Annotated in this window: 13 protein-coding genes and 1 tRNA gene; 9 read left to right on the top strand and 5 right to left on the bottom strand. The window is 67.7% G+C overall.

The window, feature by feature from the left end; all coding sequences use genetic code 11:
- Positions 1-22: 22 nt before the first annotated feature.
- From M8231_RS15390 to M8231_RS15380, 3 genes are all read left to right on the top strand, one after another.
- Complete coding sequence (locus M8231_RS15390) at positions 23-805, top strand: SDR family NAD(P)-dependent oxidoreductase (protein ID WP_249751736.1); 783 nt, start codon at positions 23-25, stop codon at positions 803-805.
- An 87-nt stretch (positions 806-892) separates the two neighbouring features.
- Positions 893-967, top strand: a tRNA-Gly gene (locus tag M8231_RS15385).
- A gap of 455 nt (positions 968-1,422) precedes the next feature.
- Positions 1,423-2,751, top strand: a complete 1,329-nt coding sequence (locus tag M8231_RS15380; RefSeq protein WP_250201886.1) for a tyrosine-type recombinase/integrase — start codon at positions 1,423-1,425, stop codon at positions 2,749-2,751.
- Here the strand turns inward: M8231_RS15380 and M8231_RS15375 are convergent.
- A protein-coding gene (locus M8231_RS15375; RefSeq protein ID WP_250201343.1) for an IS3 family transposase occupies positions 2,731-3,926 on the bottom strand; the annotation gives its coding sequence in 2 pieces (ribosomal slippage) (positions 2,731-3,656 and positions 3,656-3,926; 1,197 coding nt in all). The two genes, M8231_RS15380 and M8231_RS15375, sit on opposite strands and share 21 nt — an antisense overlap.
- A gap of 90 nt (positions 3,927-4,016) precedes the next feature.
- Between M8231_RS15375 and M8231_RS15370 the strand changes: the two genes are divergently transcribed.
- Both M8231_RS15370 and M8231_RS15365 read left to right on the top strand, forming a co-directional pair.
- Positions 4,017-4,643, top strand: coding sequence for a hypothetical protein (locus tag M8231_RS15370; protein ID WP_250201885.1), 627 nt, complete (start codon positions 4,017-4,019; stop codon positions 4,641-4,643).
- 105 nt (positions 4,644-4,748) lie between these two features.
- Positions 4,749-4,994 carry a hypothetical protein gene (locus tag M8231_RS15365; RefSeq protein ID WP_250201884.1) on the top strand — a complete coding sequence of 82 codons (246 nt, stop codon included), beginning with the start codon at positions 4,749-4,751 and terminating at the stop codon, positions 4,992-4,994.
- 14 nt (positions 4,995-5,008) lie between these two features.
- Here M8231_RS15365 and M8231_RS15360 read toward each other — a convergent pair whose 3' ends face one another.
- Positions 5,009-5,944: an IS1595 family transposase gene (locus M8231_RS15360; protein ID WP_250201883.1), complete on the bottom strand. Its 936-nt coding sequence runs from the start codon at positions 5,942-5,944 to the stop codon at positions 5,009-5,011.
- A gap of 450 nt (positions 5,945-6,394) precedes the next feature.
- On the opposite strand from M8231_RS15360, the gene M8231_RS15355 reads away from it, so the two are divergent.
- The 3 genes from M8231_RS15355 (at position 6,395) to M8231_RS15345 (ending at position 9,474) form a co-directional block, all read left to right on the top strand.
- Positions 6,395-7,590, top strand: a protein-coding gene (locus M8231_RS15355; RefSeq protein WP_250201343.1) for an IS3 family transposase whose coding sequence is annotated in 2 segments (ribosomal slippage) — positions 6,395-6,665 and positions 6,665-7,590 — 1,197 coding nt in all. Because the reading frame shifts where the segments join, the coding sequence is not laid out codon by codon here.
- A gap of 20 nt (positions 7,591-7,610) precedes the next feature.
- Entirely contained in the window at positions 7,611-8,516 is a 906-nt protein-coding gene (locus tag M8231_RS15350; RefSeq protein WP_250201882.1) for a fimbria/pilus outer membrane usher protein, read from the top strand.
- A 28-nt stretch (positions 8,517-8,544) separates the two neighbouring features.
- Complete coding sequence (locus M8231_RS15345; protein ID WP_249749309.1) at positions 8,545-9,474, top strand: hypothetical protein; 930 nt, start codon at positions 8,545-8,547, stop codon at positions 9,472-9,474.
- 76 nt (positions 9,475-9,550) lie between these two features.
- Here M8231_RS15345 and M8231_RS15340 read toward each other — a convergent pair whose 3' ends face one another.
- Complete coding sequence (locus M8231_RS15340) at positions 9,551-9,973, bottom strand: hypothetical protein (RefSeq protein ID WP_249749310.1); 423 nt, start codon at positions 9,971-9,973, stop codon at positions 9,551-9,553.
- A 131-nt stretch (positions 9,974-10,104) separates the two neighbouring features.
- Complete coding sequence (locus M8231_RS15335; protein WP_249749311.1) at positions 10,105-10,539, bottom strand: acyl-CoA thioesterase; 435 nt, start codon at positions 10,537-10,539, stop codon at positions 10,105-10,107.
- 95 nt (positions 10,540-10,634) lie between these two features.
- On the opposite strand from M8231_RS15335, the gene M8231_RS16955 reads away from it, so the two are divergent.
- Complete coding sequence (locus tag M8231_RS16955; RefSeq protein WP_283843564.1) at positions 10,635-11,792, top strand: zinc-dependent alcohol dehydrogenase family protein; 1,158 nt, start codon at positions 10,635-10,637, stop codon at positions 11,790-11,792.
- A gap of 3 nt (positions 11,793-11,795) precedes the next feature.
- On the opposite strand, the gene M8231_RS15320 is transcribed toward M8231_RS16955, so the two are convergent.
- The gene (locus M8231_RS15320; protein WP_431307112.1) at positions 11,796-14,273 is read right to left on the bottom strand and encodes a S9 family peptidase; all 2,478 of its coding nucleotides are present in this window, start codon (positions 14,271-14,273) and stop codon (positions 11,796-11,798) included.
- Positions 14,274-14,368 lie beyond the last annotated feature (95 nt).

Raw genomic sequence — 14,368 nt, 5'->3', positions numbered from 1 at the left:
ACCAGATATAGGGAATGGACGCATGAAACTCGACAGCCGCATCGCCGCCGTCGTCACCGGGGGCGCCTCGGGCCTGGGCGAGGGCACGGCCCGCGCCATCGCCGCCACCGGCGCCAAGGTCGCCCTGTTCGACCTGAACGCCGAGAAGGGCGAGGCCATCGCGGCCGAGATCGGCGGCGTCTTCTGCCAGGTGGACGTCACCGACGACGCCTCGGTCGCCTCAGCCTTCGAAAAGGCCCGCGCCGCCCACGGCCAGGAGCGGCTGACCGTCAACTGCGCCGGGATCGCCACCGGCATGAAGACCGTCTCGCGCAAGAAGGACACCGGCGAGATCAAGGCCCACGACATGGCCCAGTTCGAACGCACCGTGCGGGTCAACCTGTTCGGCACCTTCCGCGTCCTGTCGCAGTCGGCGGCGGGCATGGTGACGCTGGAGCCTATGGCCGACGGCGAGCGCGGCCTGATCGTCAACACGGCCTCGGTCGCGGCCCAGGACGGCCAGATCGGCCAGGCGGCCTATTCGGCGTCCAAGGGCGGGGTTTACGCCATGACCCTGCCGATCGCGCGCGACCTGGCCCAGGAAGGGGTGCGCTGCAACACCATCCTGCCCGGCATCATGTGGACGCCGATGATGGCGGGCATGGACCAGAAGATCCAGGACGCCCTGGCCGCCGCCATCCCCTTCCCCAGCCGCCTGGGCACGCCGGCCGACTATGCGTCGCTGGTGCTGGAGCTGGCGCGCAACGTCTATATCAACGGCGAATGCATCCGCCTGGACGGGGCCATCAGATTGGCGCCGCGGTAAAAAGCAAAAAACCCTCTTGCGAAGGAGCGGGGCGCTCCGCTATACGCCCCCTCCTCGACGGGGAGCGCACATCGCTCCCAACGGAGTGCGGGCGTAGCTCAGGGGTAGAGCATCACCTTGCCAAGGTGAGGGTCGGGCGTTCGAATCGCCTCGCCCGCTCCAGTCGAAGCAAGAAAATCAGGCGCCTGTCGATTCGGCAGGCGCCGATTTTTTTCCGGACCCTTCCTCATCACGCGGTCATCGAACCAGGCGGCCGGTCGGCGGCGCCTTGCGGCGGGTCGCGCCATCGCCGTCCGTCCCGCGCATGCTCGGGGCGAGCCGCACCCCCGCGGGCGCCGGATGTCCGGGACAGCCGCGACGTCGCCGCCGAGGACGGCGTTCACAATCTTGAATGGAAGTGGCGCACCCGAGAGGATTCGAACCTCTGACCCCTGCCTTCGGAGGGCTATCAAGCCAGACCCGCCACGACAGGGTTTCAGGGCTAGAATTCAGTCGTGGCGGCGATTTGCACTTTCGGATCGTGCTATCGTGTTCTACAGGTGTTCACGGGTGTCACCTTCGCGGTGATGACCATGTGATGACCACGGGCTCACCGCGGTCGGCAGGTGGAAGGTGAAATGGCGGATGAAATTGGACGATCGGCACGCATTACCAAGCGTGTCGTGGACGCCGCCAAGCCGGGGGTCGAGCGCTTCACTGTCTGGGACAGCGATCTGAAGGGGTTCGGCCTTCGCGTCTCGCCCCACGGCACGAAGACGTACGTGGCCCGATACCGGGTCGGGGGAGGCCGGAGCGGCACACTGCGCCAGCTCGTTATCGGGCGGCATGGTGCAATCACCGCCGACGAAGCCAGAGACGAGGCGCGCAAGGTCTTGGCTTCGGCCACTAGGGGCGCCGACCCGCAAGCCGACCGGGCGAAGGTCCGCGCCGACATCACCGTTTCGGAACTGTGCGACCTGTATCTGGAGCAGGGCGTGGCGATGAAGAAACCGTCCACCTTGGCCACGGACAAGGGACGAATCGAACGCCACATCAAGCCCATCCTCGGTAACAAGCGGGTCAACGTCGTCACACTGCCTGACGTCGAGCGGTGGATGCAGGACGTCGCATCCGGCCGGACAGCATCGAAGATCAAGCCGTCAATGGCGCAGGTTAAAGCCGGGCAGGTCCCCAAGGACGCCGAGCGCCGGCGCCTGAAAGATCCAATGGCCAAAGGCGGAAAGGGGACCGCGACGCGGACCGCTGGTCTGCTGGGCGGGATTTTCGAGTTTGCAGTCAAGCGGAAGATGCGACCAGATAATCCCGTGCGCGGCCTTAAGCGCTACCGCGACCGTAAGATGGAACGCTTCCTGTCGCCGACGGAGCTGACGGCCCTCGGCGAAGCCATGGCGGCGTCGGATGCGGCCGGCGGCAATCGGTCCGCCACCCGCATTTTGCGACTGCTGGCCCTGACTGGCGCCAGGCGCGGCGAGATCGAACAGCTTAAGTGGTCTGAGGTTGATTCCGACTTCGGGTGCCTGCGTCTCGAGGACAGCAAGACAGGCCAGAAAATCGTGCCCGTCGGTCGAGTTGCACTGGAGGTCATAGAGGCCGTGCCGAAGGTGAAGGATAGCCCATATGTGTTCCCCTCCGCGACGGACCCGCTGAAGCCATTCGGTCAGTTGCAGAAGACGTGGCGCGTCGTGCGCAAGGCGGCCGGTCTGGAAGACGTACGAATCCACGACCTGCGCCACTCATTCGCCAGTAGTGGGGTCGCATCTGGGCAAGGCTTGGTCGTCCTGGGTAAGCTGCTAGGCCATGCAGACGTGAAGACCACTGCTCGCTACGCGCACTTGGCCGACGATCCGGTGCGGGCGGCGGCAGATAGTATCGCCGAATCGATCGACGCTGTTGGTCTGCCCCCATGGGGTGATCCGGTTTCGATGTTAGTTCATGGGCGGGCCTGACGCCATGGTTGGGTTGGGCGAGCGCGCGCCTTCAAGCGCTGGCGCGCTCGCCCACGGCACGATGTTTCCGGCGCGAGGGATGAGGGCTTCCGGTGCTGGCGGTCGGTACTTCAGGGCGCTGTGCGGTCGCACGGCGTTGAAGTGACGCCGCCACGCCTCGATCAGCACCTGAGCCTCGGCCAGACTGAAGAAGGTCTCGCCGTTCAGCAGTTCATCCCGGAGCTTGGAGTTGAAGCTCTCGCAGTAGCCGTTCTCCCAGGGACTACCGGGTTCGATGTAGGCCGTCTGAGAGCCGACGGCGGCGATCCATTCACGCAGGGTGGTGGCGATGAACTCCGGTCCGTTGTCGGACCGCACATAGGCCGGCGGCCCGCGCAGTATCATCAGGTCCGCCAGGGTCTCTAGCACGTCGGTGGAGTTGAGCCTGCGCTTGACCCGGATCGCCAGAGCCTCGCGCGTGAACTCATCAATCACGCAGAGCATGCGGAACTTCCTGCCGTCCTGGGTGCGATCCTCGACGAAGTCGTAAGACCAGACATGGTTGGGCCGCTCGGCGCGCAGCCGCACGCACGACCCGTCATTGAGCCAGAGCCGGCCGCGTTTCGGCTGTTTCTGCGGGACCTTCAGCCCTTCCCGTCGCCAGATCCGCTGAACCCTTTTGGCGTTCACCGACCAGCCCGCCTGATGCAGCAGCGCCGTGATCCGGCGGTAGCCGTAACGGCCATAGGTCGCCGCCAGTGCGGTGATGGCCGCCGTCAGGGCCGCCTCGTCGGTGCGGCCCCTCGGCGTCTTTCGCTGGGTTGAGCGATGCTGTCGGAGCACCGCGCAGGCGCGCCGCTCCGACACCTTCAACTCGGTCCGCACCTTGTCGATGCAGGCCCGGCGACGGGCAGGGCTCAGAAGTTTCCCCGCGCCGCCTCCGACAGGATCAGCTTGTCCAGCGTCAGGTCCGACACCGCCCGACGAAGCCGGGCGTTCTCCAGCTCCAGCGCCTTCATCCGTTTGACCTGATCGGTCTTCATCCCGCCGAACTCCGCTCGCCAGCGGAAGTAGGTCGTCTCCGTCACCGCTATCGTCTTCACCGCCTCCGCGATCGATTTGCCTTGCCCGGTCAACACTTCAACCTGGCGCAGCTTGGCGATGATCTCTTCGGGCTTGTGACGCTTCCTGGCCATCCTTGGCTCCATCCGTTCCGGTCCGCAGACCAACATAAGGGATGGATCACTTCAAAGGGCGCAGACCACTGCGATGGGGCCGAGAGCCTGATGGCCCCACGTAAGCCAAGGCCGCCAGCGCAAAATCCTCAGATTTCTCTGATCGAGGCCATCAGCGCAGTGGCCTACGGTCAACCCGTCTCGGCTGAAGCGTACCGCCAACGTTGCCGCGCTCATCCTCGCTATTCAGCGTGGCAGGCGCGGATGGCATGCGGGCCATTTGATGCACGATCTATCGCAGCGCGTGCCGCGAAAGCTGCCATCTTCGAACAGCACGTAATTTTCGGGATGCTGCGGAAGGAGCACTTCGAGACGGAGCAGTGGCAAGCCGCGTATCGGCTGATCTACGAGCTATTACTCAGCGGAGAGGTGCGCGCGACAGGCTCCCCGAACTTCGCTGCCGATCGAATTTTTCAGGCTTCTGGTCGAGCCGACATTCCGCGCGGATATTGGGCCGTTTACCGCGCCTGGGCTCATTTCTCCTGGCACGACATGGGCGTCGCATGCGGCATTACCGCCGATAATATCGGCCAGACCGAACCGGATCTGAAACACTGGGCTCGGGTGGAACTCGGAAAGGATGACGGGTCGGTCCTATTTGGCTGGAGAGACGTCTGCCTCAACCGGTCTGATTTCATAAAAGGCTTATCCCTTTGCATCAGGTTGCGCTATTGGTAGATGCTATTGATCTTGACAAATCACAGTTTTACGCGTAATGCTGGCGTATATTTTGGCCCGTTTTGCGAGGCTTAAAGTTCCCCCAAGCACCACCGTGAGACCCCCATGCACGCCATGTCCATGAACGATGAGAAGAAGAAGACCGGGGGCCAACGGGCCTACGGCACTCCTCAAGAGGAGTTTTCAGCCGCTGTTACGGCGCTCGGAAAGGCTATCGAACTTCACGAGGATCACATGAGTGGGAAGGCCCCGACGACCGGAGCCGATGGAGAGAAGTCTCAAATGAAGATGATGGCTCTGATGCAGCGGGCCTACGCCGCTCTGATGGAAGCAAAAAAGTCCCTGAAGTAATCGCGTCGGCTTTTTCACGCTTTGGATACAAGCGTCCGATATGGCAGCGACCCCACCCGCAGCCCGATCCCGAGCAGGGTGTCGAAGCTGCGGTGACGCCATTTGCGGCGGTTCCATCGGAAGCAATACTCGTCCAGATACGCTTGGAGATAGGCGCGGCGGAAACCGTGATAGACGCCGAGCCCGAACCGCTTGAGGTTTGAAAACACCCGGTGAATCCACGGCATGAAGACATGGGCGGGCATCTTGCCGATGACCTGCGCCGACACCGTCCGGTCAGGGACGCCCGCGTAGCCGATGTTGCCGTCGGTCGAGATCAGCGATCCCGGTAGGGTGACCGAGGTCAGGAAGTCGTGCAGCGTGGTCCGCTTGAAGTCGGGGATCGCGCGGAGCCGGATGCGACCGGGCGACCCGTCGTCGTGGACCTCCACGCCACCCACCACGACCAGCTTGCCGATCGGTGATCGTCCTTGACCGCCGGCGACGGGTTCGTCCTTGGTGCGGAAGGGGATGGTGGTCTCGTCGGTCTCGATCACCCCGACCAGTCCGCCCCGGTCGGGATCAACCATCGCTCGGCGCAGGCGGTGCAGGAGGAACCACGCGGTCTTGTAGGAGCCAATCGAGGCCTGTTCGCGCAGTTGGAGCGCGCTGATACCGTTCGAGTGTGTCGCCACGAGGTGCGAGGCGATAAACCACGTCAGCAGCGGCAGGTGGGTCCGGTGCATGATCGTCCCGGCGGTGACGGAGGTCTGCCTGTGGCAGGCCGCGCACTCCCAGATCGCCGCCCGGTGCGTGAGTTTCCAGCCCTTCTCCGAGGGACAGGCGGGACACCGGAAGCCTTCGGGCCAACGCTTCGCCGCGAGATAGTCGGCGCAGGCGACGTCGTCGGGGAATCGCCGCATGAACGCCTGTAGCGATATGGGACGGTTGGCTTTGGTTTCCTCGTTCATCCCCTCCAAGGAGCAAGGGTCAGACCACTAAATGTGGGACAGCCTGATGCAAGGGGATAAGCCTTTTTCATAAAGTCCACGCGAGCCCGTGGCTTGGAAGTCAGCGCGGGGACGCTTCGAACGGACGGAGCAGGGGAGGCTAATCTTGCTGAGGGGAACAAAAAACGAGACCGAGCCGTCCAGTTGGTCGCTCAAGGTTATGCGCGGTCTTGGTGGTCTCTGTGTCAACAAATTGCTCAGGAATTCAGCATCACGGACGAGGGAGCCGAGGCGGTATTGAACCCTATCAAGGCCAACCTCGTAGCGGAAATGTCCTAACCGGCGTCACGCCGGTCCCCCTAAGCGGCGTGACGCCGGTTCCTGAACCACCCCGCTATGGCGGTGGTCTGCGCCCTTTGAAGTGATCCATCCCTTATGTTGGTCTGCGGACCGGAACGGATGGAGCCAAGGATGGCCAGGAAGCGTCACAAGCCCGAAGAGATCATCGCCAAGCTGCGCCAGGTTGAAGTGTTGACCGGGCAAGGCAAATCGATCGCGGAGGCGGTGAAGACGATAGCGGTGACGGAGACGACCTACTTCCGCTGGCGAGCGGAGTTCGGCGGGATGAAGACCGATCAGGTCAAACGGATGAAGGCGCTGGAGCTGGAGAACGCCCGGCTTCGTCGGGCGGTGTCGGACCTGACGCTGGACAAGCTGATCCTGTCGGAGGCGGCGCGGGGAAACTTCTGAGCCCTGCCCGTCGCCGGGCCTGCATCGACAAGGTGCGGACCGAGTTGAAGGTGTCGGAGCGGCGCGCCTGCGCGGTGCTCCGACAGCATCGCTCAACCCAGCGAAAGACGCCGAGGGGCCGCACCGACGAGGCGGCCCTGACGGCGGCCATCACCGCACTGGCGGCGACCTATGGCCGTTACGGCTACCGCCGGATCACGGCGCTGCTGCATCAGGCGGGCTGGTCGGTGAACGCCAAAAGGGTTCAGCGGATCTGGCGACGGGAAGGGCTGAAGGTCCCGCAGAAACAGCCGAAACGCGGCCGGCTCTGGCTCAATGACGGGTCGTGCGTGCGGCTGCGCGCCGAGCGGCCCAACCATGTCTGGTCTTACGACTTCGTCGAGGATCGCACCCAGGACGGCAGGAAGTTCCGCATGCTCTGCGTGATTGATGAGTTCACGCGCGAGGCTCTGGCGATCCGGGTCAAGCGCAGGCTCAACTCCACCGACGTGCTAGAGACCCTGGCGGACCTGATGATACTGCGCGGGCCGCCGGCCTATGTGCGGTCCGACAACGGACCGGAGTTCATCGCCACCACCCTGCGTGAATGGATCGCCGCCGTCGGCTCTCAGACGGCCTACATCGAACCCGGTAGTCCCTGGGAGAACGGCTACTGCGAGAGCTTCAACTCCAAGCTCCGGGATGAACTGCTGAACGGCGAGACCTTCTTCAGTCTGGCCGAGGCTCAGGTGCTGATCGAGGCGTGGCGGCGTCACTTCAACGCCGTGCGACCGCACAGCGCCCTGAAGTACCGACCGCCAGCACCGGAAGCCCTCATCCCTCGCGCCGGAAACATCGTGCCGTGGGCGAGCGCGCCAGCGCTTGAAGGCGCGCGCTCGCCCAACCCAACCATGGCGTCAGGCCCGCCCATGAACTAACATCGAAACCGGATCACCCCATGGGGGCAGACCACAACCGCGACGGCTTCGGCGTCACCGCCGCGCTGGTATGGCAGGGGGCGTTCGGCCGTCGCGCCGAGGCCCGCTACGCCTCGGCGCGCGATTCCGGCAGCGTCCGGTTCCAGCAGGCCAGCGAGAACCGCGTCGGCGCCTTCGGCTACGCCCTGGCCTCGACCTACGACGACGGAGCCGGCTCGGTGTCCGGCCAGGCCGACTATATCGCCAACCGCTTCGACGCCAGCCTGTCGCACACGGCCTTCGGCCGCAGCTTCGACGACATCACCGAGGAGCAGGTCACCAGCCTTCGGATCGGCTCGTCCATCGCCACCACCGGCGGCAAGGTCGCCATCGGGCGCAACATCTTCGACAGCTTCGCCATCGTCTATCCGCACGAGAGCCTGGAAGATTCGCCGGTGATCGTCGGCGACAATCTGCAGGGGGTCTATCAGGCCCGCAGCGGCGCCCTTGGCCCGGCGCTGGCCGGCCGGCTGACCTCCTACGTCAACCAGTCGATCCGCTACGACGCCCTGGACCCGCCGCGCGGCTACAACATCGGCGACGGCATCGCCCGGGTGCGGCCGGCCTACAAGAGCGGCTACGCCATCCAGGTCGGCAGCGCCAAGTTCGTCAGCGCCCTGGGCCGGCTGGTCGGCAACGCCGACCGTCCTGTGGCCCTGATGTCCGGCCGCGTGCGGCCCGTCGACGATCTGACGGCCGAGCCCGAACTGTTCTTCACCAACTCGGTGGGCCGTTTCGCCGTGCAGAACCTGGAGCCGGGCAAGCGCTACCGCGTCGAGCTGTTCTCCAGCCCGGTCCGGGGTTTCGAATTCACCGTGCCCGAAGACAACGAGGGCCTGCTCGACCTCCAGGTCGTGAACGTGCCGCTCGACGTACCCGAAGACTGAAGCCCCATGACAAGCCCAGGAGGCTGAAATGTCCCGTATCCGTATCTCCGCCCTGATGACGGCCGCCGCCGCGGCGGCGGCGACTCTGCTGGGCGCCGCGTCGGCCCAGGCCCAGACTTCGGCCCAGACCGACGGCTGCCGTCTGATCATCGAATCCGGCGCCGACAACTGGACCATGCGGTACGATCCCTTCCAGCAGGACGCCGTGGTCCAGGAATTCGACGTCGCCGTGGTCAATCAGGGGCCGGGTCCCTGCGCCGCCGTCAGCCGGGTGGAGCTGCGCGGCGAGCAGTTCGGCCTGGCGCACGAGGCCGGCGGCGCCCAGCGCATGGCCTACGCCCTCGTCGACGAACGTGGCGGGACGGACGTGACCCCTCGCGCGGGCCAGAGCGCGCGCCGCGTCGGCGTGCGCCCGCTGAACCTGGCCCCGGGCGAGCGCGGCCTGGTGCGCTTCTCCTTCACCGCCGCCCCGTCCGAAACCCTGTCGGCCGGTCTCTATTCCCAGAACGCCTTCATCAGCCTGGAGACGCCCGAGGGCCAGACCCTGGCCGAAAAGCCGGTCACCCTCAGCATCGAGGTGCCCTCGGCCGCCGTCATGGGCCTGAAGGGCGAGTTCCGGCGGACCGGCGGCACGGCCACCATCGACCTGGGCGAACTGACGCAAGGGGTGCGCCCGCTGCGCACCACCCTCTATGTGCTCAGCACCGCCGGCTACAGCGTCTCGGTCTCGTCCGAGAACCGCGGCCGCCTGCGCCAGGGCGCCAGCGAATGGTACGTGCCCTACGCCCTGGCCCTGGGCGATCGCGACATGGACCTGGGCCGCGGCGGTCGGCTGGACGTGGTGTCGCGCCGGGCCCGGCTGGACGACTATCCCCTGACCATCAGCGTGGGCTCGGTCGCGGGCAAGCGCGCCGGCGACTATTCCGACATCCTGACCTTCACCGTCGCCGCTCTCTGAGGCGCGCGGGCTGAAACGCGAAAGGGGCGGGCCGCCGCGCGACCCGCCCCTTCAAGGCGTCTGGCTGTCGATCGGATCAGATCGGCTGGATCGTCAGCGCCAGGATCAGCGGCTGCTCCAACTCCACCTCGTTGAAGCGGTAGGACACCGAGCGGATGGTGGCGATGCTGGAGCGGCGCAGCACCTGCCCGCCCGACTTGTCCAGGTCCAGGATCCGGTCGCCATAGAACATGGTCGCCTTCTCGGTGGGCGACAGGGGGCGGTACTGGGCCGAGACGGTGAAGCCGCCGGGGCTGTTGCAGGCCTCGACCACTTCGCCGGACCGGCCGCTCTCGGCCATCACCGGCGACGTGGGCTTCACCCAGCAGGCCACCGGCACGGTGGCGCGAAGACGATAGGTGCCGCCGGCGGTGGACCCGGCCAGGGCCGGCGCGGCGGCGGCGAACAGGCCCAGGCCGAGCGTGGCGGCGGCAAGGGCGCGAAGGACGCGGTGGGTCATCGGTGGTTCCGATCTGCTCGTTGCAGACCGACCCTAGCCCGGCGCCTCTTAAGGTCCGGCGAGCGAACAGGGCTAACCGGGGCTTGAGGACCATGCTTACCGGGCGGTGAACCGCGCCGGCCTGCGTTTCCCTATTCCGCCCTCAGGTTTTCCACCACCGCCCGCAGCTTGTCCGGCAGGGGCTTGGGCCGGCGGGTCTCGGCGTCGACATAGACGTGGACGAAATGGCCGATCGCCGCCGGGACCGCCGTCCCGCGCCGGAACACGGCGAACCCATAGCGCACGCTGGAGGTGCCGATCTGGTCGACCTTGATCCCCACCTCGATCACATCGGGGAACTTCAGCGCCGAGGCGTACCGGCAGCCGCTGTCGACCACCAGGCCGATGGACTCGTCCAGGGCGTCGGCGATCAGCAGGTGGGCGTTCACCGCCGAATCCACGAACTCGTAGAATTTGGCGTTGTTGATGTGCCCGTACTGGTCGTTGTCGGCCCAGCGGGTCGAGACCATGTGGAAGGCCCGATAGGTGGCGCGGTCGGCCAGGGGGCCTTCGTCTCTCTTCGGCATTCGCTTCTCCCTTGCGGCGCCGGCGCCTTTCGGCGGCGCTCTCGTCCGTTCCGCGACGCTCGGGCTTGGACGACGCGACGTCAAGCGCCTATCGAATGACGATCGATGACGAAGGCTTGACCATGCCGCAGCAGACCCGCGCCGCCGTCCTGTCCGCCATGAAGGCGGCCCCGCCCTACGCCGACAGCCGCCCCCTGGCGGTCCAGACCGTCTCGCTGGAGCCGCCCGGCCGCGGCGAGGTCCAAGTGGCCATACGCGCGGCGGGCCTGTGCCATTCGGACCTGTCGGTCATCAACGGCGACCGGCCGCGCCCCCTGCCGATGGCCCTGGGCCACGAGGCCGCCGGCGTGGTCGAGGCGCTGGGCCCCGGCGTCGAGGACCTGGAGATCGGCGACCATGTGGTCATGGTCTTCATGCCGTCCTGCGGCCATTGCGACCCCTGCGCCGGCGGCCGCCCCGCCCTGTGCGAGCCCGGCGCCGCCGCCAACGGCCGGGGCGAACTGTTGGGCGGCGGCCGGCGCCTGTTCCGCGAGGGCCGGGCCCTGAACCACCACCTGGGCTGTTCCGCCTTCGCCCAGCGCGCCGTGGTCTCGCGCCGGTCGCTGGTGCGCATCGACCCGGACCTGCCGTTCGAGATCGCGGCCCTGTTCGGTTGCGCCGTGCTGACGGGCGTGGGCGCGGTGGTGAACACCGCCGGCGTCAAGGCGGGCCAGTCGGTGGTCGTGGTCGGCCTGGGCGGCGTCGGCCTGGCCAGCGTCCTGGGCGCCCTGGCCTGCGGCGCCGCGCCCGTCGTCGCCGTGGACCTGTCGGAGGACAAGCTGGCGCTCGCCCGCTCGCTCGGCCCGGTCCGCACCGTCAACGCCGCCGACCCCGACGCGGTCGAGCAGGTCCGCGCCCTGACGAACGGCGGCGCCGACGTCGCCTTCGAGATGGCCGGCTCGGTCCGCGCCCTGGAGGCGGCCTGGACCATGACCCGGCGCGGCGGAACCACCGTCACCGCCGGCCTGCCCCCGCCCGACGCCGCCCTGGCCGTCAACGTCGTCTCCCTGGTCGGCGAGGAGCGCACCCTGAAGGGCTCCTACATCGGGACCTGCGTCCCCAGCCGCGACATCCCCCGCTACGTCGCCCTGTACCGCGACGGCCGCCTGCCGGTCGATCGCCTGCTCAGCGGCGTCATCGCGCTGGACGACATCAACGCCGGCTTCGACCGCCTTAACGCCGGCGAGGTGGTCCGCCTGGTGGTCCGGCCCTGACGCCTATTCCGCCGCCGGCGCCGCCTTCAGGTTCAGGTCCAGCCAGCGGGTCATCTCCCACAGCGTATGGCCGACCGATTCCCGCGCGCGATAGCCGTGCGCCTCCAGCGGCAGGGTGACATAGCGCGCCGTCGCCCCCAGCCCCTTCAGCGCCGCATAGAAGCGCTCGGTCTGCACCGGATAGGTGCCCGAGTTGTCGTCCGCCTCGCCGTGGATCAGCAGGATCGGCTCATTGACCTGGTTCGCGTAGGTGAAGGGCGACATCCGCGTATAGATGTCGGTCGCCTCCCAATAGGTGCGCTGCTCGGCCTGGAAGCCGAACGGCGTCAGGGTGCGGTTATAGGCGCCCGACCGCGCGATGCCGGTGCGGAACAGGTCCGTGTGCGCCAGCAGGTTCGCCGTCATGAAGGCGCCGTAGCTGTGCCCGCCGATGGCGATCCGGTCGCGGCGGGCCACGCCCATGCCCACCACCGCGTCCACCGCCGCCTGGGCGTCGGCGGTCAGCTGCTCGACATAGGTGTCGTTCGGCTCGGCCCCGTCCTTGCCGATGATCGGCATGGAGGGATTGTCGAAGATCGCATAGCCCTGGGTCAGCAGGAACAGGTGACTGGACCCGCTGGGCCGCACGAAGCGGTTCTGCACGTCCACCGTCTGGCCGGCCACGGCCGCGTCGGTGAACTCGGCCGGATAGGCCCACATCAGCATCGGCAGCGGCCCGTCGCGGTCCTTGTCGTAGCCGGCCGGCAGATACAACGTGCCCGACAGCTTGACCCCGTCCGGCCGCTCGTAGGTCACCAGCTGGCGCGTCGCCTCGGCCAGCTGCGGCGCCGGATCGGGGAAGTCGGTCAGGGCCGTGGTCTGGCCGCTGGCCAGGTCCCGCACCTGGAGATTGGGCGGGTCCAGCCGCGTCTCGCGCTGGGTCACGACGCGCCGGCCCGCCTCGTCCAGGAAGCCGATCACGAACTCGTAGTCGCCGGGCGCCGAGGTCCACAGCCGCTCGCTCTGGCCTGTCGCCGGGTCCATCGCCGCCAGGAAGGGGAAGGCGCCCTCGGGCGTCGCGCCCGGCCCGGTCATCAGGATGCGCCCCTGCGGATCGAACCGCATCACCGGCCGCCCGGCCGCGTTGGGCTCGGTCACCGGCTCGCCCGGATTGTCGTAGCGGGCCTGGTAGTTCCGCTCCAGCAGCACCCGGCCCTGGCCGGGGTTCGACGGATCGACGACGAAGCGCGTCTCGTGCCGGGTGTTGAACCAGGCGCTGTTGACGATGGCCAGGTCGTCGCGGCCCCAGTCGATGCCGGCGTAGCGCTCCTTCAGGTCGATCAGCGTCGCCGGCGGCGCGTCGAACGGCGCGGCCTGCATCAGGACCCGGTCGCGGAACTCGGCCTCGGTCCTGATGTCGCCGCCGTCCAGCGCCTCGACCCAGGCCAGGGTCGCGGGGGCGTCGGCGCGCCACTGGACCGAACGCGGCCCCGGCGCCACGGCGTCGAAGGCGGTCGGCACGTCGTCGCGCAGCGGCAGGTCGGCGACCCGGCGCACCTCGCGCCCGGTCATGTCCAGCACCGCGATCTCGGTCGGGAACAGGCCCGCCGGCACGGCGTAGCTATAGGGCCGCTTCAGCGTCTCGGTCAGGATGTAGCGCCCGTCCGGCGACACGGCGACGTCGGCGTGGACGCCGGGCGCGCCGATCGGCCGGGGATCGCCGCCCAGCGGCGCCAGGGTCAGCTGGCTGGTGAAATAGTGGTCGAACAGCGCCTCGTCGTGGGCGTCCTGCAGCAGGTCCTGATAGGTCCGCGCCGGCGCCACGCGGCCGGTCGTCTCCTCGATGGTGGGGCCGCGCGGCGTGGGGTCGGCCGCCGGCGCCGGCCCGCGCCCGGCCGGAACCGCCTCGATCAGCAGGCCCGAGCTGTCGGGCAGCCACTGATAGCCCGCGCCCTGGGTCATGTTGACCGCCACGCCGTTCAGCTTGCGGGCCCGGGCCGCCTGCACGTCCACGACCCACAGCTCCAGCGCGGCTGGGCCGTCCATCACCAGCGCCACATGGCGGCCGTCGGGCGAGAAGCGCGCGCCCGTGAACCGGGCCCCGGCCGGCAGCGGCACGGTCCGCGCCTCGCCCCCGTCCACCGGCTTCAGCGACAGGCCGGTCAGCCAGGCGACCCGGCTCTCGGCCGGGCCGTTGTTGCGCGGATTGATGCGATAGCCCGCCAGCCTCAGCATCGGCTCGGACAGGGCCTTGATCGACGGCAGGTTCGACCGGTCCATCAGCGCCAGCGTCGCGCGGTCCGGGCTCAGCATCGACGCCGGCGTCGGCCTGGCGTCCAGGATGTCCGCGATCGGCTGCGGCGGCTGCTGATAGACCGATGGGCCGGCCGGCGCCGCCTGGGCCTGCGGAGTCTGGGCCTGGGCCAGGGCGCCGCTCGCGCTCGAAGCCAGCAACAGGGTCGCCAGCGCCAGGCCGGCCCCGCGAACGTGCGTCGTCATCATCGAATGCCCCTCCAGGTCAGGGCTCCAGACCTAGCGTCCCGCCGCCCCCGGCGCCAAGCGCTTTCGTCGTTATACTGTAACCGTCCGGCCCGACC

Origin of the sequence: Brevundimonas albigilva (genome assembly GCF_023573565.1) — a bacterium.
GTDB classification, from domain to species: Bacteria; Pseudomonadota; Alphaproteobacteria; order Caulobacterales; family Caulobacteraceae; genus Brevundimonas; species Brevundimonas albigilva.
This window is presented reverse-complemented; position numbering and strand designations above follow the sequence as displayed.